A 17,909-nucleotide genomic window follows, 5' to 3' on the forward strand; every position below is an offset into this window, starting at 1 on the left:
CCGGTCGATCCGTCCACCACGCGCATGCCTGCCGGGCGAAGCGAATTCCGCTGCCCGGCAGGCATACCCGCGTCGTACCACCTTTCCGGCATGGGCCGGGAACAGCACAGAGAGATCCGATGATTCGAAATATGTTGCGTATCGGCGTGTTTGCGGCCGTTGTGAGTGTGGTGGCCGCCGTGCTGACCGCAGCGCCCAGCCTGGCCGGCGCCCCCGACGGCTCGGCCGTGACGGGCACCTGGCAGGTGAACGCGAATACCGTTCAGCTGCGTGTGCATTCGGCGGCGATGAACACCAACATCATGGTGAACGTCCAGCGCCCGGTCGATCCGAAGGCGCCCGCAGGGGTGCTGTATCTACTCAATGGCGGTGGGGGAGGCCAGGATTCGGCGACCTGGCAGCGCAATACCGATGTGCAGCGGTTCCTGTCCGGTAAACAGGTGATCGTGGTGCAGCCGGTCGGCGGCCGGTGGAGTTACTACACCGACTGGCGCACGCCGGACCCGAAACTCGGTGTGTACAAATGGAAGACGTTCCTCACCGAGGAACTGCCGCCCTTGATTTCGGCGACGTTCACCACCACGGGCGCGAATGCCATTGCGGGACTGTCGACTTCGGGGACATCGGTGCTGCAACTGCCGATCGCGAAGCCCGGCCTGTACCGCGCGGTGGCCGCCTACAGCGGGTGTGCGCAGATCAGCGATCCGGTCGGTCGGGAATTCGTGAAACTCGCGGTCGAGGACTGGGGCGGCGGGGATACGGTGAACATGTACGGCCCCGACGACGATCCGATGTGGGCCGCGAACGATCCGTATGTGCACGCCGCCGGGCTGCGCGGGCTGAAACTGTTCATCTCGAGCGGGTCGGGCATTCCGGGGATGTACGACACCTACAACGGCCCGCACATGTTGCCGGGAGTGTCCGGATACGCCGACCAGATGGTGATCGGCGGCGTCATCGAGGCGGCGGTGAACTGGTGCACGCACAATCTGCGGACCCGGCTCGGGCAGCTCGGCATCCCCGCGACCTTCGATTTCGAACCCGCCGGTACGCATTCCTGGGGATATTGGCAAGATGCGCTGAAACGGTCCTGGCCGGTCCTGGCCGCAGGACTCGGCGTACCGGTGTGAACCGGCACCCCGGCGGCGGGGCCGTAGACTCTGTGCCGTACATCTGGATGCCGGTGTTCTGGGGCGGCGTTTCGGAGTGATACGGACGAGGTGGTCGCAGCATGCGGACGACGAGCGAGGAGATGGTCGCAATATCGGACAGCGCGCAGTGGAACGGCGGCGCCGGCGCGGCGGTCGCCCGATGACGGCGGAATCGGTGACGACCTCGGCACCGCCGGACGAGCAGGTGGTGCGTCCGGCGCTGGAGAAATTCGGATTCGCCGAGTTCCGGCGTACCGCGGCGATCGGTTCGGTACTCGCCGGCTGTGTGGCGCGCCGGGTGGTGCGCGGCGGGCTGCGTAGGGCCAAGCGGCGATATGCCGTGGCCGACGGCGTGGTCGACGGTTTCGAGGTGCTCGGCCCGATGTTCGTCAAACTCGGCCAGCTGATCGCCTCCTCTCCCGGCTCGTTCCCGCCCGAACTGGCCGACGCCTGCCTGCGCTGTCTGGACGATGTGCCGCCGTTCCCGGGTGTCGACGCGCGCGATATCGTCGAGGCCGATCTGGGCCGTCCGATCGACGAGCTTTTCCGTGAGTTCGAGGATACCCCGCTGTCGGCGGCCTCGGTGGCGCAGGTGCACGGATGCGTTCTCGCCGACGGCCGCCCCGCGGTGGTGAAGGTGCAGCGGCCCGATATCGCCAGGCGCATGATCGTGGATCTGCGCGCCGCGTTCCGGTTGGCGCGGATGATGGAGCGCCGCTCGGAGAACGCCCGGATCGCCAATGCCGGCGGCGTGGTCCGCGATCTGTACGAGACGACCGTCGCCGAACTCGATTTCCGCAACGAGGCGGGTAATCAGGTTCGCGCCCGGGAGAATCTGCGCGCGTTCGGCGATAACGCCGGCGTCGTGATACCCGAGGTGTATCCGGAATACTCCGGTCCGCGGGTGCTGTGCATGGAACGGATGAGCGGACTGCCGCTGGACCGGTTCGACGATATCCGCGCGGTGCATCCGGACCCGGAGTTGCTGATCCGCCGATTGGTCAAGGCGTGGCTGGAAAGCGTTGTGGTACACGGGCTTTTCCACGGTGACGTGCACGCGGGCAATCTGTGGCTGCTGGACGACGGCCGCGCGGCCATGCTCGATTTCGGCATCGTCGGCAAGATGACGCCGCAGTGGCGGGATTTCGTGCGGGCGCTGTTCCACGCGAGTGCCATCGACGGTGATTTCCGGCCGGTCGCACGGGCGTTGCGGGAGCTGGATCTGGTCGCGGCGGATGCCGGTGACGATGCGACCATCGGCCGTCAGCTCGCGACCGCGCTCGCGCCGGTGCTCTCGGGCAAGCTCGCCAAGCTGGATATGGGCAAGGTCGCCGCGCGACTGGTCGAATTCGGCAAGCGGCGCGGAGCCTCGGGCCCCGAGCAGCTGATTCTGATGGGTAAGCAGCTCGGCTATTTCGAACGCTACGCGGTTGCGCTGGCGCCGGGTTGGCGTCTGGGACAGGATCTCTACCTCTTCCGCAACGTGTTTCCCGAGGAGGTTGCCGCCAAGGCGGCCGCGCAGGACGTCGAACTCCCAGCCGACTGATTGATCTCCGGCCTGTCGATCCCGCCCGTGGGCTACGGTGCTGTACCGGATCGATCTGCAGGCCAACCGATCATGTGCCGAGGGAGGACAGCTATGAACGGGCCCTACTCCTATAGCTGGGAGATCACCTACACCAGGTTCGACGGCACCAGCCGGGTTGATCGCGGTGGCGGACAATTCGGTTCGCCGGAGGAGGTCACCGGGCGCATCTGCCGCACCTATGTGGAGGTCGGCACCGCGCTGTTCGACATCATCTGCGACGATGTCACCGAACAGCACTATCACGACGTGCTGGACGCGCGGGTGGAGGACCGCCCCGAGCCCGGGCAGCCGGTCGAGCGCATCGGCGCGGTGATATTCGATCATGAAGGCGTGGAGCGGATGTCGCTGACCGCGCGGGTGGTCTACCGCTCGGTGACCGCTGCCGAGGTCGAGGATTACCGCGCACAACTGGCCGAATGGGAGCGCCGCGATGCCGAACGCCGCGCGCGCCGGGCCAAGGCCGCCGCCGAGGCCGGGCGGCCCAGCATCCAACCACTCGATCCGCGGTTACGCAGCCTCATCACCAATCTTCAGGTGGAGGCGGATACCGTCCGCGAGGAGATCTTCACTCCCGACCACTGTCGCGAACAGCTTGCGCTGGCCGAGAATACGGTGGCAGCGGCGATGGCGGCGCAAACCGCCGCCGAGGCGGGCGGGAAGATCGCCGAGGCCGCACACGCTCGCGCGTACATTCAGCGCTGGCGTCCCCGCATCACTCGCTGGGCCAGCATGCTGGAGCTGACCACCGAGGCGTATATGGATGCCGCCGCGGTCGACGCCGAGGCGGAGCGGCTGTCGAATATTCCGCCTTCGGGGGTCTGAGAGCTCCCGCGGTTCGGCTTGCCGGGGTGGTGGCCGGCGGGAGACGCGCTATCCGGATGGTCGCGGAACTCGTTGTGCCCGTGCGTGATTGGGCCGGGCGATGGAAATGGGCTTCGACCGGCCCAATCACGTGGTCCGCCATCCCGCCGAAGTGCGGCGTCCGGCCGATAGGCAGGGGTGAACCGGGGATTCGCGGACTCGCCGGAGCGATGGCCGGATCAGGCGTTGCTGAGCACCTCGGCGAGTTTTCCGGTGGCGACGTCGAAGACGAATCCGCGAATGTTGTCCTTGTGCAGGAGGAACGGGCTGGCGGTGAGGCGGGCGATGGATTGGCGAACGTCCTCGGCGAGATCGGTGAACGATTCGGCGGCCCAGCCCGGCTTGATGCCCGTCTCGTTCTGGATGGCGCGTTTGAAGTCGTCGTCGGTGAAGGTCAGCATGCCGCAGTCGGTGTGGTGGATCAGGATGATCTCCCGGGTGCCGAGCAGGCGTTGGCTGATGGCCAGCGACCGGATCTCGTCCTCGGTGACGACACCGCCGGCGTTCCGGATGACGTGGGATTCACCGAGTTTCAACCCGAGGATGGAGTAGACGTCGAGGCGGGCGTCCGTGCAGGCCAATACCGCGGTCTGCCGCGCGGGCGGCAAAGGCATTGGGCCGGTGAATGTTTCGGCGTAGCCGGCGTTGTTGGCGAGGTAATGGTCGGTGGCGGTCATGGTGGAACCCTTTCGGTCGGTTCCGTTGTTGCCGACGGGTCATGAGCGCCGGGCATGCCCGGTCATCGTGCGGCGTCGGGCGAGTGCGGTGGGCGTAGGCCGTCCAGGACGATGGTGACGCGGTGGGCTCGGTCGGTGTCGTCGCGGGCGGGGTGGGCGTCGACGGCCAAGAGGGCGGCGGCGATGGCGTGGATGTCGGCGAGGTCGAGGTCGTCGCGGATGGCGCCCCCGGCTTGGGCCCGCTCCAGCAGGAGGGTGAGTTCGGCGTCCATCCGCCGACCGGCTTCGCGCATCTCCTCGGTACTTCCGGCCTGTTCGAAAACCGCTGCCATGGAACGGTTGTCGCGCGCGTTCGCAACGGTGGCGGTGAGAAAGGCGAGGAATGCTTCGCCGGGATCGTGCTCGGCTCGCAGTTGTTCCGCGAACTCGGTCAGCTCGCGCAGGCGGTCGGTGATGATCGCGGCGAAGAGGGCCTGTTTGGTGGGGAAGTGACGGTGCACGGTGCCCTGGGCGACCTTCGCGCGACGGGCGATCTCGCGCAGATTCGCCTGCGGGCCCAGGTCGTCGAAGGCCGATCGAGCCGCGGCGAGGATCTTGGCGCGGTTGTCGCGCGCGTCGGCGCGCAGCGGGCGGTCGGTCACCGGCACATTCCGATCTGGTAACCGGGTCAGTTGACCCGTATAGTTCCAAGCGGGTCAGTTGACCCGGTTTATTCTCGCAGATTACAGGAGCTCGTATGTTTCTCGTGACCGGTGCCAGTGGTGAACTGTTCGGTCGACCCGTGCTGGATCGGTTGCGCCGCTTGGTTCCCGAGCCGGAAATCGTCGCCGGAACTCGTGACCCGGAGGCCGCGACCGCACTCGCTGAGAGTGGAGTTGCTCTGTGCCGCTTCGATTTCGATGAACCCGACTCGATGGCGGCAGCGCTTGCCGGTGTGGCGGCCATACTGATCAACGGCACCAACTACGGCACTGCGACCGAACGCCGGAGTGCTCAGCATGCCGCGGCGATCCGGGCCGCGGTGGCGGCGGGCGTGCCGCGCATCGTCTATGTGAGCTGGCCGGATCCGGAGCGATACGCACTGCCGATGATGGCCGACTTCGCGGCTTCGGAAGCGTTGCTGCGCAATGTGTCCGCCGACGCGACGATCCTGCGCACCACCTACGGACTGGCTCAGACGGTCGGGCGTGATGTGACGACGGCGATCGCCGCCGGAATTCTCGCGGTCCCGGCCGGACGGGCGCGGACCGCACCGGCCCATATCGATGATCTCGCCGAGGCCGCCGCGCGGGTGCTCGCCACGGACGGGCATCGCGGCCGGTGCTACACGCTCACCGCCGAGGATAGTATCGACTGGAACGACCTGGCGCGGTTGGCATCCACGATGGCCGGTTCGAGGATCGAGTACCAGCCGGTCGAGGACGAGGAATTCTTGGCGGCGGTTGCCGGGCAGGGGATTCCGGACGGGTTGGCCCAGATTCTGGTCGAGGTGTACCGCGCGTTTCGGGGTGGCTGGACCGGGACGCCGACCGGTGACCTCGCCGAGATCTTGGGCCGTGCGCCACGCCCGGCTCTCGATGCCGTGACCTCGGTCGTCTCCGGCTGACGAGCGGCGCGTCACCGCGCTCGGGGATGTGCGGAGTGAACGGCGAGCCGCGTCGAACGGTGATGAGTCCGTATCGGTAGCTCGCGCGGTGGTATCCGTCCACGGCAGCGAAATGGTTGTGCACAACTTGATTGTGTACTACATTGTTGGACGTGACCGACCAACTCGCTCTGGATCAGCAGTTGTGCTTCGCGCTGTACTCGGCATCGCGGTCGATGACGGCGGTGTACCGGCCGAAGCTGGAGGCGCTGGGGCTGACCTATCCGCAGTATCTGGTGATGCTGGCACTGTGGGAGCGCAAGGACGGTCGCAGCGTCGGCGAGCTGTGTGCGGCGTTGGATTTGGATTCGGGAACGTTGTCGCCGCTGCTCAAGCGGCTCGAAGCGGCCAGTTTGGTGACGCGGAATCGTTCGACGGCCGATGAGCGCCGCGTCGAGATCCGCCTCACCGAGTCCGGTCGGCGGCTGCGCGCCAAGGCCTGCGGTCTTCCGGCCGAGATGGCCGAGGTCGCCGGAATGTCATCGGAAGAAGTTGGGACGCTGTACGAACTGCTACAGCGCCTCAACGGCGCATTGAGCGCCCATACCGCGAAGGAGAACTGAGATGCAGGTCCTGTACACGGCGGAGGCGCTGTCCACCGGCGATGGCCGCAACGGCCAAACCCGCACCACCGACGGCAAAGTCGATGTGTCGCTGTCGATTCCGAAGGAGATGGGCGGCTCGGGGGAGGGCACCAACCCGGAGCAGCTCTTCGCCGCGGGCTACGCGGCGTGCTTCCACTCGGCCCTGCGTCTGGTCGGCGGCAAGGCCAAGGCGAATATCGATGACTCGGCCGTCGGCGCCCGGGTCGGCATCGGCTCCAACGACGCGGGCGGATTCGAGCTGGAGGTGACCCTCGAGGTCTCGCTCCCGCACCTGTCCCGCGAGCAGGCCCAGGAGCTGGCCGACACCGCCCACCAGGTTTGCCCGTACTCCAACGCCACCCGCGGCAATATCGACGTCCGCGTGGTCGTCGCGGAGGACTGATCCGCTGGATATTCGGGCCGCATCGTCTTGGACGATGCGGCCCGTTGTCGTTGTGTCACAGCGCTGATGACCGTTGGTGCGCATCGTTGCACGAGCCGTGATGGGCGGGGCGATGTGTGCCGTTCAGAGCGGGGAGAACCTTGCGCGCACCGAAAAGTAAGCGCACACTTGGGCCATCCAAGTGAGTGATTGGGGGGAATTCGTGCCGGACAGCACGCGTGACCGCATCCTGAACGAGGCGCTGCGCTTGTTCGCGGAGCAGGGCTATACGGGAACCTCGGTCGCGTCGATCGAGGAGGCCGCGGGGCTTTCGCCGCGTTCGGGCGGTCTCTACACGCATTTCGGAACCAAGGAACAGGTGCTGTCCACGGCGGTCGCGCGGGCGGTGGAGACGGCCGAGACCGGTTTCGCGCTGGCGCCGATGCTGTCGCTGGGCAACCTCGAGGCCGAACTGATGCTGATCGCGCGCGGATCGCTGGTGCTGCTGGACAACTGGCGCAATCTGATTCGGGTCATCATCACCGAGCACGACAAGTTCCCCGCGGTCATGTCCGAGGCGCGGGAGCGATTGTTCGAACCCGCGCGCCGGTTCCTGGCCACCTGGCTGGCCGAGAAAGCCGCACCGGACACCCCCGACCGGGATTACGCGGCCATCACCGCTATCTGGCTCGGTGCGCTCGAAAATTATTGGGCCGCAACTCGTTTCTACGACGACCAGCCTTTCGGCATCGACGAGGACCGTTTCGTCGGGCAATGGGTCGCCACGCTGCACGCGGCGATCGGCGGACCGTCGCAATCACCTCTTCCGTGAAATGGAGCCTGTCATGGTCACCACCACCGAAATCTCGTTCGACCTCAACGACCCGGCGGTGATCGCCGACCCCTACCCGCACTACGCGTGGCTGCGGGAGCAGAAGCCGGTCTATCACTCGACCGATCCGGACCTGTGGATCCTCAGTCGCCGCGACGACGTCGTGGCCGCCCTGCGCGATTCGGCCCGGTTGTCGTCCGATCCCGGTGCGGCCGCGGAATTCTCCGATAATCCGTTCAATCCGGGGTTGCGGATACCGGGCGGGCTGGGGCGCATCCTCGAACGGGTGATGCCGGTCCGGACCCTGCTGACCTCCGATCCGCCGTATCACACTCGGCTGCGGAAGAAGGTCTCCCGGGCGTTCACTCCACGCCGGATCGCCGAGTGGGAGCACCGAATCGGCGAGATCGCCGAACGTCTGACCGACGATATGGTCACCGCCAGTACCGGGGGCGAGCCCGTCGACCTGGTGCGCGAACTCGCTTCGCCGCTGCCGACCATCGTCATCGCGGAGATGATGGGTATTCCCGAACACCAGCATCCGCAGTTCAAGCGATGGTCGGACAACCTGATCAATGGCCTGCTCACCGACGGCAGTACCACCCGCATGCTGGTCAGCGCGGCGGGGATAGCAGGGTTCTTCGCTCGCATCGTCCGGGATCGCCGCCGTAACCCCGGTGGCGACCTGGTCAGTGTCCTCGTCACCCCCGACGCCGACGGCGAGGCGTTGAGCCTCGTCGAGTTGATCCAGTTCTGTGTGTTGTTACTGGTCGCGGGGAATGAGACCACCACGAACCTGGTGTCCAACGCAATGCTGGCGATGCTCGGCCGACCCAGCCTCTGGCAGCGGATCACCCACGAGCCCGAGCTGGCGACCGCGGCAGTGGAGGAAGCGCTGCGCTTCGACAGTCCAGGTCAGGGGTTGCTGCGCATCACCTTGTCCGACATAACGTTTCAGGATACGACCATTCCCGCCGGCGCCAGAGTGCTGCCACTGGTCGGGTCCGCCAACCGCGATCCGCATCACTTCGACGACCCGGACGAATTCCGGCTGGACCGAAACGTCAACGACCACATCGCTTTCGGCATCGGCATCCATTACTGCATCGGTAATTCACTGGCGCGCATCGAAGCCCGCCAAGCGCTGCAGGCTCTGGCCCGCCGCGCACCCCACCTCGCCCTGGCGGGCGCTCCGGCTCGAATTCCCAGCCCGGTTCTGCGAGGACTGCGAACCCTCCCGATCCGCATCCGAACCTGACCGGCGGTACGGGGGTGCTCCCGGGCTGCGGATCTCCGGCGGGAAAATGACATTCGAGCAGCGTCAGGTGATGCTGTCCGGGATGACGCGGTGCCAGATTTCGGTGCAGGTGCGGGCGGTGGTGGGGAGTTGGTCGGGGGATTCGACGATGGTGCGGTAGAAGGTTCTCTCGGTCATCCAGCAGAGGGCTTGGGCCAGGGCGGGGGCGTCGGTGGGGGCGGGGCCGTCGGGGAGGCCGGCGCGGACGAGGATCAGGGTCAGGGCGTCGCGGCTGGTGGCGATGGCCTCGGTCCACAGGTCGCCGATTTCGGGGACGAGCGCGGAGTATTCGACGGCGGTGCGCATGACCGAACCGTGGTCGCGCCACATGCTTTCGGTGCCTTGTACGGCCAGGGCGATGGCCTCGCGCGGGGGGAGATCGGTGTCGGCGGTCGGCACCAGGGCGGTGGACCGGAGCTGTTCGAGGGTGCGGGCCACGAGTGCGGTGAGGACCTCGTTCTTGGAGCCGAAGTAGAAGTACAACGAGCCGCGGGAGATGCCCGCGCCGCGAGCGATGTCCTCGACGGTCATGGCGTCGGGGCCGGGATCGGCCAGCAGGGATTCCGCGGTGTCGAGGATGGCTTTCTCGCGCAGCTCGCCTTTGCGCAGGGTGTCGCGGTGTCGTCGGCGGGACGTACTGGTGGCCATGCAGCCGAGGGTACCGTCCCGAACGGGGTAATCTACGTCACGTGCAGAAAAATCAGCGCTGTGTAGACTTTGTGGCATGGCGAAACTCTTTCTCATCACCGGTGTCAGCAGCGGGCTCGGTCGCGCCTTCGCCGCGGGTGCGCTCGAAGCAGGTCATCGTGTGTGCGGCACCGTGCGCAAGCCTGACGACGCGACCGCGTTCGAGGCGCTGGCACCGGGGCGGGCGTACGCGCGGCTGTTGGACGTCACCGACGAACAACAGGTGTTCGAAGTGGTCGCCGAGGTCGAGAACACGCTCGGCGGGATCGACGTAGTGATCGCCAACGCCGGATACGGCGTCGAGGGCGTGTTCGAGGAGACGCCGCTGTCGGTGTTGCGAGATCAGTTCGAGGTCAACGTCTTCGGGGCCGCGGCCACCATGCGCGCGGTACTGCCGGGGATGCGTGAGCGTCGCAGTGGGCACATTCTGGCCGTCACATCGATGGGCGGGCTGATGACGGTGCCGGGGCTGTCCGCGTACTGCGGCAGCAAATACGCTCTGGAGGGGATTCTCGAGACCGTCGGCAAGGAAGCGGCCGGATTCGGAATCCACGTCACCGCAATCGAACCCGGTTCGTTCCGCACCGATTGGGCGGGGCGGTCCATGATTCGCGCCGAACGCGCCATCGCCGACTACGACGAGTTGTTCGACCCGATCCGCACCGCGCGCCAGGCCGCGAGCGGCAACCAACTCGGCGATCCCGTCAAGGCCGCGACCGCGGTGCTGGCCGTTCTCGACGACCCGAATCCACCGGCGCACCTGCTGTTGGGTTCCGATGCCCTGCGTCTGGTCACCGCGGGCCGGGCCGCCGTCGACAAGGATATCGCGACCTGGGAAAACGTCACTCGCTCCACCGATTTCCCCGATGGAGCCCAAATCGGCTGAGGTGTGTTGCAAGCGCGTCGTCGGCCGTTCGGCGCGCGGCCCGCGGAGTTCGCACACCGCCGGACTGGACACCAGGTCGTGAGCGTGTCGTGGGAAACGTCGAGCCCACGCAGTCGGCAGGCGACCATCGGTCGAATCCTGTTGGCTGCGTGGGCTCGACGACCTTACCCGCTATCGGGCGCCTTGCGGTCGGTGAAATCCTTCTCGGCGAACGGGATTCAGAGCGCGGCGATGACGCAGGCGGCGATGAACAGGACCTGTAGCGCCGTACGTGCCGGGAGTGGAACGGTTTTCAGGCCGACGTGGGCGCGCGCCGCGCGGACATTGGCCGGAAACATCAGCACGAGTAACGCCACGAGGCAGAATGCCGCGACGGGTGCGATCGGTGGGATGAGAAGACCTGTGGCACCGGCCAATTCGAGTATTCCGGTCAAGGTGACCAGATTGGCCGCGGCGGGTAGCCGCGGGGGAACCATCTCGATGAGGGCGTCGCGACGGGGCTGTAGGAAATGAGCGCTGGCGGTCAGGACGAACATTGCCGCGAGGCCGAGGCGGACGGCGTGCGGCCAGAAATCGAGCCGGCCCGGGAGTAGTAGACCGACCAGGCGGGCGATGCCGCTGACGACCACGAGGACGATGAAGGGTGCCATCAGGGTCTCCTGAGTAGCCGATGAATCTTGACGCCGTCTAGATTAGGCTCGGGTGGGGAACTTGTCAATGTCTAGATTGTGGGTCATGATCATCGGGTGACCAGGAACCGCTATCACCACGGGGATCTGCGGGCGGTACTGCTGGCCGAGGCGGCCGAGCAGATCGCGGCGGAGGGCATCGATGCGGTGTCCTTGCGCGCGCTCGCGCAGCGGGCCGGGGTCTCGCATGCGGCCCCCGCGCACCACTTCGGCAACCGACAGGGCATGCTGACCGAACTCGCGATCGAGGGATTCGGCCTGCTCGCCGACGAATTGCACAGTGCCGGAGCGGATTTCCGGGAGGTGGCGATCGCCTATATTCGATTCGCCCGCGTGCGCCCCGGTCACTTCGAAGTCATGTTCCGCCACGATCTGCTCGACACGGGTAACGAACAACTGATCGCCGCCCGAACCCGCTCCGGTGCGTACCTGCGGGAGGGCGTCGCGGGTACCGGCGTGCCGCCCGAACGCCGCCGGGACGTGGAACTCGCCGCCTGGTCCCTGGTCCACGGCTACGCCTCGCTGTGGCGCGAAGGCGCATTGGCGGATTCGCGACTCGGCGAGGGCGACCCCGAAGAACTCGCTCGTCGCATGCTCGCGACCGTCGAATTCGGTTGAGCGCCTACGCCTGTTGCGGTTGCCTACAGAAGCCGCGGCCACTGATGGCGGCGTGGTTGCCGCAGTTCTGGTCGACAGCTGCCCGCGCGGTTCGGGGGAATCGCGCCGCGTGGCGCATTCCTGCCGCGATGATGGTGAATCTCTCGTATCTTCTCACTAGGCGTACGAAAGGCGGCGAGGGTGACCGAAGATGTCGGTGCGGATTATGTGATCGTGGGCTCGGGGTCGGCGGGGGCGGTGCTTGCCGCGCGGCTGAGTGCGGATTCGGCGCGGTCGGTGGTGGTGCTGGAGGCCGGTAAGCCGGACAAGGACAAGTTCATCCACATACCGGCCGGTTTCGCGAAACTGTTCCAGGGCGATTACGACTGGAACTACGCCACCGAACCGCAGCCCGGTCTGGACGGGAGGTCGGTGTATTGGCCGCGCGGGAAGACCTTCGGCGGCTCGTCCTCGATGAACGCCATGATGTGGGTGCGCGGCTTCGAGGCCGACTATGACGATTGGGCGCAAGCCGCCGGGCCCGACTGGGGATTCGCCTCGGCCGTGAAGCATTTCCGCTCCATCGAGAACGTCGAGGGTTGCGCCCGTGACGATCATGGCAGCGCCGGTCCGCTGCACGTGTCCAACCAGCGCAGTCCGCGCTCGTCGACCTCGGTGTTCCTGCGTGCGGTTGCCGAACACGGCTACACCGTGGAGGGAGCGAATCTTCCCGAGCCCCAAGGCTTCACCCAGACCATGGTGACTCAGCGCGGTGGCCGCCGCTGGAGCGCCGTCGACGGATATCTGCGTCCGGCCATGAAGCGCCACAACCTCACCGTGCTCGCCGAGGCGACCGCGACCCGGGTGCTGTTCGACGGGGATCGCGCTGTGGGCGTGGAGTATTCGCGCGGCGGATCGCTGCACAAGATCACCGCGCGCAAGGAGGTGATCCTGTGCGGGGGCGCGATCAACAGTCCGCAACTGCTGATGCTCTCGGGTATCGGCGATCGCGCCGAACTCGACGAGCACGGGATCGAGGTGCGCCATCACGCCCCCGAGGTCGGCGCCAACCTGCAGGACCATCTCGTGGCGGCCCTGGGGTACCGGGTGGACTCCGATTCCCTGTTCGATGCCGAGAAGCCGGTCCAACTGCTGAACTATCTGCTGCGTCATCGCGGCATGCTCACCTCCAATGTCGGTGAGGCCTACGGATTCATCCGCAGCACACCCGAACTCCGATACCCCGATCTGGAATTGGTCTTCGCCCCGGCGCCGTTCTTCCACGAGGGTCTCGTCGACCCCACCGAGCACGCCGTTGTCCTGGCCGCGGTGCTACTGCGCCCGTACAGCCGCGGCACGATATCGCTCGCCTCGAAAGATCCGCTGGCCAAACCGATCATCGACCCGAAGTATCTGAGTGACGAGAGGGATCGCGCCGCACTCATGGCCGGTCTGTCGGCCTGCTCCGAACTGGCCGATACCGCGGCGATGAAGGAGGTGCTGCGCGGCCTGTGCTATCCGCCCGACGCACCTGGCGCGCCGGAATCGGAGGAGACTCGGGCGAAGGCCCTCAACGGCTATTCCCATACTCTCTACCACCCCGCCGGAACCTGCCGGATGGGTTCGGACGAGCGCAGCGTGGTCGATCCGCAGTTGCGGGTGCGCGGCGTTCAGGGCTTGCGCATCGCCGATGCGTCGATCATGCCGGTCCTGGTGCGTGGCCACACCCACGCCCCGACGATGTTCATCGGTTCACAGGCCGCCGAATTGCTCTCGGCCGAATAGCTTTTCGCATACCGGAGGCGCTCGGCGACTGCTGCTCGCCGCTCGCCGATCGCCTCCGAAGGCCGGTCCACTACTCGGAGAGCGGAATTCAGAGCGCGCCGAGACACAGGCGGCGCCGAACAGCGCCCCGGCGGCTCGGCCTCCGGAACTCGGACGTTGCGGTCCACCAGATCGGCTGCCCGTGCGTTCGCGACGTGCGGCAGACCGGCCCCGCCACTCATGGGCCCGAGCCGCATGGTTTTCTCTCGCAGTCCCCCTGGTCGGCAACAACCGGATTGACAGCTGCGGACCGGTGTTTCAGGATCAATCGGTTTCATCGGCAATTCTGGGGTGGGCGAAGGGTGTTGCCTTCCCTGGCAATATCTTTCGAACGTGGGTTCTGACGAATGATCGAGGTAGTGGCAACTCGGCCGCAACCTTCCGCCGGGGTGTCGGAGGGTTTGCGGCAACGACGTGGCCGGTCGGGGTGGGCAGCGGTGGCCGCGGTGGCGAGCGGCGTGCTGTTGCTGGCATGGCGGGCGGCGCAATACGGCAACTGGGTGGTGGACGATGCCGGAATCACTTTCGCCTACGCACGAAGCGTCGCATCCGGTCTGGGGCCGGTGTTGCAGCCCGGCGCGGAACCGGTCGAGGGATTTTCCGATCCCACTTGGCTTCTGGTGCTCGTGGTGGGCAAATGGTGCCGTCTGTTCGACACCGGCTCCCTTTTCGGCATCCCGGACTTCGTCCTGTATCCGAAGGCGATCGCGCTGCTCTGCTGCGCCGGAATCCTCGTCGCCTGCCACGTCGCCGCGCGGCGGGTGACACGGTGGCCCGCGCTGGTCACGCTGGTCACAGGCGTTGTGCTGGCTTCGATTCCGTCGTTCGTGATCTGGTGTTTCTCCGGGCTGGAGAACTCACTGTTCGCGCTGGCCGTATGTGTTCTCGCCGTTCGCATGTTTCTGGCGGTGTCGGACCAGCGGTTGTGGACACCGGCGGTGGCGGTAACCGTCGGGGCGATAGCGGCTTTCGCGGCGCTGACCCGGCCCGACGGCCTGATCTACTCGGCCGCATACCCTTTGGTTTCGGTAATCCTGGTTCGGCGTGCCACCTGGCTCACCGCGCTTCGGCATACGCTGTATTCCGTTGGCGGGTTTGGGATTCCGTTCGGAGCGTATCTGGCGTGGCGGATCAGCGAGTTCGGGCGGCTGGTCGCCAACACGGCGGTCGCCAAGCATCAGGCGATGCCGACCCTGCACGATCTGACCAGGGTCACGGACCTGGTGCACTATGCGGGCGCACCTGCGGTCGCCGCGGCCATCGCAGTGGTGGGACTCGCCATTTTCTCGGCGAGCAAACGCCGTGAAAGCCTTGTCACCCTGTTGGTTCCGCTGTCGCTGGCGATACTCGCCTACTGCGTGCTGCGCCCGGACTGGATGGCACAGTTCCGGTTCGCCACCCCGGTGTGGGCCCTGGCCGCGCTCGTCGTGATGATCTGCGCAGCGGAGGTGCTGGCCGTACTGGGTGGACGATGGCGGGCACTGGTCGTGCTGGTCCTGGTCGCCGCGCTGATCCCGTCCGGGGTGACATGGGCGGGCGATGCCGATCGCTATCGCGCCGATTCGGATGTGCCGCTGTGCTGGATCGCGCTTCGATTCGGGCGCTACTTCAACGGCTACGCCGACATCCTGGGGCTGAACAAGGGCACATTGCTGGCGCCCGATATGGGCGGAAGCTCACTGACATCCCGTCTGCGGCTGATCGATATGGCCGGGCTCACCGACTCGCGGATCGCGGACATCAAAGCCGGTACGGCCGATGTCAGCCTCGCCGACTACGTATTCGAGGACCTCGAACCCACTTTCGTGCACAGCCATGGAATTTGGATGCAGAGCGGGCTCACCATCGATCCACGGATGTCCCGCGACTACTATCGAATCCAGCAGTCCCAGGACACTTCGAGTCCGGACGAGGACTGGGTCCGCAAAGACGTCGTCCACGGTGACCAGCAACTCCAGCAACTGCGTGAGTATTCGAGCGACGTCCTTCCGCACCTGTTGCCCGACTACCAGAAGACGGGGGAGTGCGGAACGGTACTGCGACCGGGCCAGACCGTGAACGGCCGCTGAGTCGAGTAGCTCACTCGACCTTGCCGAGGGCGCGGTCCATCCGCTGCGCGAGGAGCAGGAACCCTTCGCCCCACCCGCTGCTGATCGAGATCTCCTGGATCGCTCCGGTCGGTGCGAACAACAGCGCTATCTGTCGCGTGGTGGCCGGATCGGGACCTGGTGGCCGGATCCTTCGGATCAGGTCGCGAAGTTCGGTGATCACCTGCGCGGGCTCGTCATAGCTCGACCAGGAGACATCGGTATCCGGCCGGGCAACCACGTCGATCACCGTCTCCAGTATCCGCACGACCTCGTCGCGATCGACATGATCCATGGGCCCGACCTCCGTTGTCGAACAGATTGAATCATGAAGCGCGCCTGATAGTTCGGCTGCGGTCGCATCGGGGCCGACGTGACCGATCCGGCCGCCGAACTTCTCGGGCTACGGCCGCTGACCCGAATTGCTTTCGCACGGAAGCCGCTGAGCCGGTGGTATCGGTCCCCGGTCGCGACTGGTGATCAGATGGGTGCGGACTCCCACCACGTGTGCCTGAGTTCGCTGGCAGTCCATCCGGAGGCATTCACGAGGAGCAGGCAGCGGGAGCGTTGTGGTTGATCGAAGGTGGCGGTCAGCCACGCCGATGAGGGCGACTTTCCGCTCTCGCCGAGGAGCAGTGTGCCGGTGCTGGACCGGCGTTGCCACCGCTCGGGCTCCGGCGTGAGCGGATCGATAGAGGAGCCGTCGCGGGAGCAATTGATGGAATACTGTAACCCGTTGCTGTCGCAGAAGATCCAGTACGAGCTTCGATCTTGCGCGGCGGGGAGAACGAAGCCTGATTCGGCCGGCTTGGAGCATGTCGCACCGCGGTAGCCGATGTTGTCGGGTGCGGTAGGGATGAGCCCGGGAAACTTTTCGGCGATGAACTGCCCGGCACCCCAAGGCGGTGTTGCGGGCGTGGTGGGAACGGTCGATGCCGTCGACGCCCCGCTGGTGGTGCTGTGATCGGTCGCGGCTCCGCCCCAGACGATGATGGCGATGATCGCGATCACCGCGGCGGCCGCGGCAACGGCCCACCTCTGTGCACGAGATGATCCTGCTGACAAGTCGGGGTATGCGGCCTGCCAGGCGGCTTCGCTGCTTTCCGCTGGATCGGAGCGATCTGCCGGGGTAGGTGGTCTCTCGTGAATGGTGACAGCCGACTCCGGCGCGGGTCGTGACGGTGCGGTACGTGACGATGTGGGCGGTGACGGCGCGGACGGTGATGGTGCGGACGGTGGCGGCGCGACGGTTCGATCGAAGGCGGCAGCCGCCGCGGCGGCGAGGTCCCGGCAGGTGGGGTAGCGGTCGTCGCGTTTTTTGGCCATGGCGGTGGCGATGACGTCGTCGAACGGGGCGAGCCTGGAATCGATCTCCGAGGGCCGGGGCGGGCGTCGGGTCAGGTGGGCGTGGATTGCTGCCAGTGGTGTCGCGCCGAGAAACGGTGGCGCGCCGGTGAGCATGGTGTACAGGCTGGCGCCGAGCGCGTAGACGTCGGTGCGGCCGTCGAGTTCGGCCCCCTCGATTTGTTCGGGCGCCACGAATGCGGGGGTGCCGACGATAGCGCCGGTGCCGGTCAGCACGACCGACTCCGCGAATGCGCGCGCGATGCCGAAGTCGGTGACCAGAACGAGCGGATCTCCGTCGTCGTCGCGGGCATCGGCGACCAGCAGATTGGCCGGTTTGACGTCGCGGTGCAGCAGCCCCTGGGAGTGGGCGTGGTCCAGGCCGCGTGCGGCTTCCCGCACGATGTGCACTGCCTGCCGGGTCGGCGGCACCTCGGTGCCGCTGCGGGCAAGCCGGTCCGCATCGGTGCCTTCGACATACTGCATCGCGATCCACAGCCGGTCGCCCTCGATGCCCCGGTCGTAGACCGTGACAATATTGCGGTGCGTCAGGCGTGCGGCGAGTTCGGCTTCGCGCTGGAATCGGTGGGCGAGCATGGTATCCGAAATCGTGCTGGTGTCAAGGATTTTCACAGCGTCCCATCGCGGTAGCCGTGGATGTTCGGCCAGATAGACCGCAGCCATGCCTCCGGCGCCCAGCAGCCGTTCGATCCGATAGCCGGCGAATACGGTCCCCCGCTCCAACACCACCACACCCTAACGTCGGGCGTAATGCCGT

18 protein-coding genes are annotated in these 17,909 nt (G+C 66.5%); 12 read left to right on the forward strand and 6 right to left on the reverse strand.

From position 1 onward, the window contains the following. Positions 1–131: 131 nt before the first annotated feature. From NV1_RS22085 to NV1_RS22095, 3 genes are all read left to right on the forward strand, one after another. Positions 132–1,130, forward strand: a complete 999-nt coding sequence (locus NV1_RS22085; protein WP_067894327.1) for an alpha/beta hydrolase — start codon at positions 132–134, stop codon at positions 1,128–1,130. Positions 1,131–1,311: 181 nt separating this feature from the next. Beyond that, positions 1,312–2,697 (forward strand): ABC1 kinase family protein, encoded by a 1,386-nt coding sequence (locus NV1_RS22090; protein WP_067894725.1) that lies wholly within the window; start codon positions 1,312–1,314, stop codon positions 2,695–2,697. Between the two features lie 93 nt (positions 2,698–2,790). Further along, positions 2,791–3,561, forward strand: coding sequence for a hypothetical protein (locus NV1_RS22095; protein WP_067894329.1), 771 nt, complete (start codon positions 2,791–2,793; stop codon positions 3,559–3,561). Positions 3,562–3,779: 218 nt separating this feature from the next. On the opposite strand, the gene NV1_RS22100 is transcribed toward NV1_RS22095, so the two are convergent. After that, positions 3,780–4,277: a beta-class carbonic anhydrase gene (locus tag NV1_RS22100; RefSeq protein WP_067894331.1), complete on the reverse strand. Its 498-nt coding sequence runs from the start codon at positions 4,275–4,277 to the stop codon at positions 3,780–3,782. Positions 4,278–4,339: 62 nt separating this feature from the next. Continuing rightward, on the reverse strand, positions 4,340–4,918 hold the full coding sequence (locus NV1_RS22105; RefSeq protein WP_067894728.1) for a TetR/AcrR family transcriptional regulator: 579 nt from the start codon (positions 4,916–4,918) through the stop codon (positions 4,340–4,342). 95 nt (positions 4,919–5,013) lie between these two features. Here NV1_RS22105 and NV1_RS22110 point away from each other — a divergent pair, with 95 nt between their 5' ends. The 5 genes from NV1_RS22110 to NV1_RS22130 all read left to right on the forward strand — a co-directional run bounded on the left by NV1_RS22110 (position 5,014) and on the right by NV1_RS22130 (position 8,978). Further along, a complete protein-coding gene (locus NV1_RS22110) occupies positions 5,014–5,883 on the forward strand; it encodes an NmrA family NAD(P)-binding protein (RefSeq protein WP_067894332.1) in 870 nt (289 codons plus the stop codon). Positions 5,884–6,035: 152 nt separating this feature from the next. Next, on the forward strand, positions 6,036–6,485 hold the full coding sequence (locus tag NV1_RS22115) for a MarR family winged helix-turn-helix transcriptional regulator (RefSeq protein ID WP_067894731.1): 450 nt from the start codon (positions 6,036–6,038) through the stop codon (positions 6,483–6,485). Between the two features lies 1 nt (position 6,486). Next, positions 6,487–6,909, forward strand: a complete 423-nt coding sequence (locus NV1_RS22120; protein ID WP_067894334.1) for an organic hydroperoxide resistance protein — start codon at positions 6,487–6,489, stop codon at positions 6,907–6,909. 181 nt (positions 6,910–7,090) lie between these two features. Next, positions 7,091–7,720, forward strand: coding sequence for a TetR/AcrR family transcriptional regulator (locus tag NV1_RS22125; RefSeq protein ID WP_169813374.1), 630 nt, complete (start codon positions 7,091–7,093; stop codon positions 7,718–7,720). Between the two features lie 13 nt (positions 7,721–7,733). Beyond that, positions 7,734–8,978, forward strand: a complete 1,245-nt coding sequence (locus NV1_RS22130) for a cytochrome P450 (protein ID WP_067894737.1) — start codon at positions 7,734–7,736, stop codon at positions 8,976–8,978. Positions 8,979–9,041: 63 nt separating this feature from the next. Here the strand turns inward: NV1_RS22130 and NV1_RS22135 are convergent, their stop codons facing one another. Then, the gene (locus tag NV1_RS22135; protein ID WP_067894337.1) at positions 9,042–9,665 is read right to left on the reverse strand and encodes a TetR/AcrR family transcriptional regulator; all 624 of its coding nucleotides are present in this window, start codon (positions 9,663–9,665) and stop codon (positions 9,042–9,044) included. Positions 9,666–9,741: 76 nt separating this feature from the next. Here NV1_RS22135 and NV1_RS22140 point away from each other — a divergent pair, with 76 nt between their 5' ends. Continuing rightward, entirely contained in the window at positions 9,742–10,590 is an 849-nt protein-coding gene (locus tag NV1_RS22140; RefSeq protein WP_067894340.1) for an oxidoreductase, read from the forward strand. A 218-nt stretch (positions 10,591–10,808) separates the two neighbouring features. On the opposite strand, the gene NV1_RS22145 is transcribed toward NV1_RS22140, so the two are convergent. Beyond that, positions 10,809–11,240 carry a DoxX family protein gene (locus NV1_RS22145; protein WP_067894343.1) on the reverse strand — a complete coding sequence of 144 codons (432 nt, stop codon included), beginning with the start codon at positions 11,238–11,240 and terminating at the stop codon, positions 10,809–10,811. Positions 11,241–11,336: 96 nt separating this feature from the next. On the opposite strand from NV1_RS22145, the gene NV1_RS22150 reads away from it, so the two are divergent. The 3 genes from NV1_RS22150 to NV1_RS22160 all read left to right on the forward strand — a co-directional run bounded on the left by NV1_RS22150 (position 11,337) and on the right by NV1_RS22160 (position 15,769). Continuing rightward, positions 11,337–11,897: a TetR/AcrR family transcriptional regulator gene (locus NV1_RS22150; RefSeq protein WP_067894346.1), complete on the forward strand. Its 561-nt coding sequence runs from the start codon at positions 11,337–11,339 to the stop codon at positions 11,895–11,897. 180 nt (positions 11,898–12,077) lie between these two features. Beyond that, positions 12,078–13,661 (forward strand): GMC family oxidoreductase, encoded by a 1,584-nt coding sequence (locus NV1_RS22155; protein WP_067894349.1) that lies wholly within the window; start codon positions 12,078–12,080, stop codon positions 13,659–13,661. Between the two features lie 398 nt (positions 13,662–14,059). Further along, on the forward strand, positions 14,060–15,769 hold the full coding sequence (locus NV1_RS22160; protein WP_245713854.1) for a hypothetical protein: 1,710 nt from the start codon (positions 14,060–14,062) through the stop codon (positions 15,767–15,769). Between the two features lie 10 nt (positions 15,770–15,779). On the opposite strand, the gene NV1_RS22165 is transcribed toward NV1_RS22160, so the two are convergent. Both NV1_RS22165 and NV1_RS22170 read right to left on the reverse strand, forming a co-directional pair. Beyond that, entirely contained in the window at positions 15,780–16,082 is a 303-nt protein-coding gene (locus NV1_RS22165) for a hypothetical protein (protein WP_067894352.1), read from the reverse strand. Between the two features lie 185 nt (positions 16,083–16,267). Then, complete coding sequence (locus NV1_RS22170) at positions 16,268–17,878, reverse strand: serine/threonine-protein kinase (RefSeq protein ID WP_157117226.1); 1,611 nt, start codon at positions 17,876–17,878, stop codon at positions 16,268–16,270. Positions 17,879–17,909 lie beyond the last annotated feature (31 nt).

Source organism: Nocardia vaccinii NBRC 15922 (assembly GCF_001613305.1).
Lineage (GTDB): Bacteria > Actinomycetota > Actinomycetes > Mycobacteriales > Mycobacteriaceae > Nocardia > Nocardia vaccinii.

Bases quoted from the DNA above. Each gene is read 5' to 3' on its own strand.
- NV1_RS22165 (WP_067894352.1), bottom strand. From the start codon at position 16,082: ATGGATCATGTCGATCGCGACGAGGTCGTGCGGATACTGGAGACGGTG.
- NV1_RS22100 (WP_067894331.1), bottom strand. From the start codon at position 4,277: ATGACCGCCACCGACCATTACCTCGCCAACAACGCCGGCTACGCCGAA.
- NV1_RS22135 (WP_067894337.1), bottom strand. From the start codon at position 9,665: ATGGCCACCAGTACGTCCCGCCGACGACACCGCGACACCCTGCGCAAA.
- NV1_RS22095 (WP_067894329.1), top strand. From the start codon at position 2,791: ATGAACGGGCCCTACTCCTATAGCTGGGAGATCACCTACACCAGGTTC.
- NV1_RS22145 (WP_067894343.1), bottom strand. From the start codon at position 11,240: ATGGCACCCTTCATCGTCCTCGTGGTCGTCAGCGGCATCGCCCGCCTG.
- NV1_RS22120 (WP_067894334.1), top strand. From the start codon at position 6,487: ATGCAGGTCCTGTACACGGCGGAGGCGCTGTCCACCGGCGATGGCCGC.
- NV1_RS22090 (WP_067894725.1), top strand. From the start codon at position 1,312: ATGACGGCGGAATCGGTGACGACCTCGGCACCGCCGGACGAGCAGGTG.
- NV1_RS22140 (WP_067894340.1), top strand. From the start codon at position 9,742: ATGGCGAAACTCTTTCTCATCACCGGTGTCAGCAGCGGGCTCGGTCGC.
- NV1_RS22130 (WP_067894737.1), top strand. From the start codon at position 7,734: ATGGTCACCACCACCGAAATCTCGTTCGACCTCAACGACCCGGCGGTG.
- NV1_RS22085 (WP_067894327.1), top strand. From the start codon at position 132: ATGTTGCGTATCGGCGTGTTTGCGGCCGTTGTGAGTGTGGTGGCCGCC.
- NV1_RS22110 (WP_067894332.1), top strand. From the start codon at position 5,014: ATGTTTCTCGTGACCGGTGCCAGTGGTGAACTGTTCGGTCGACCCGTG.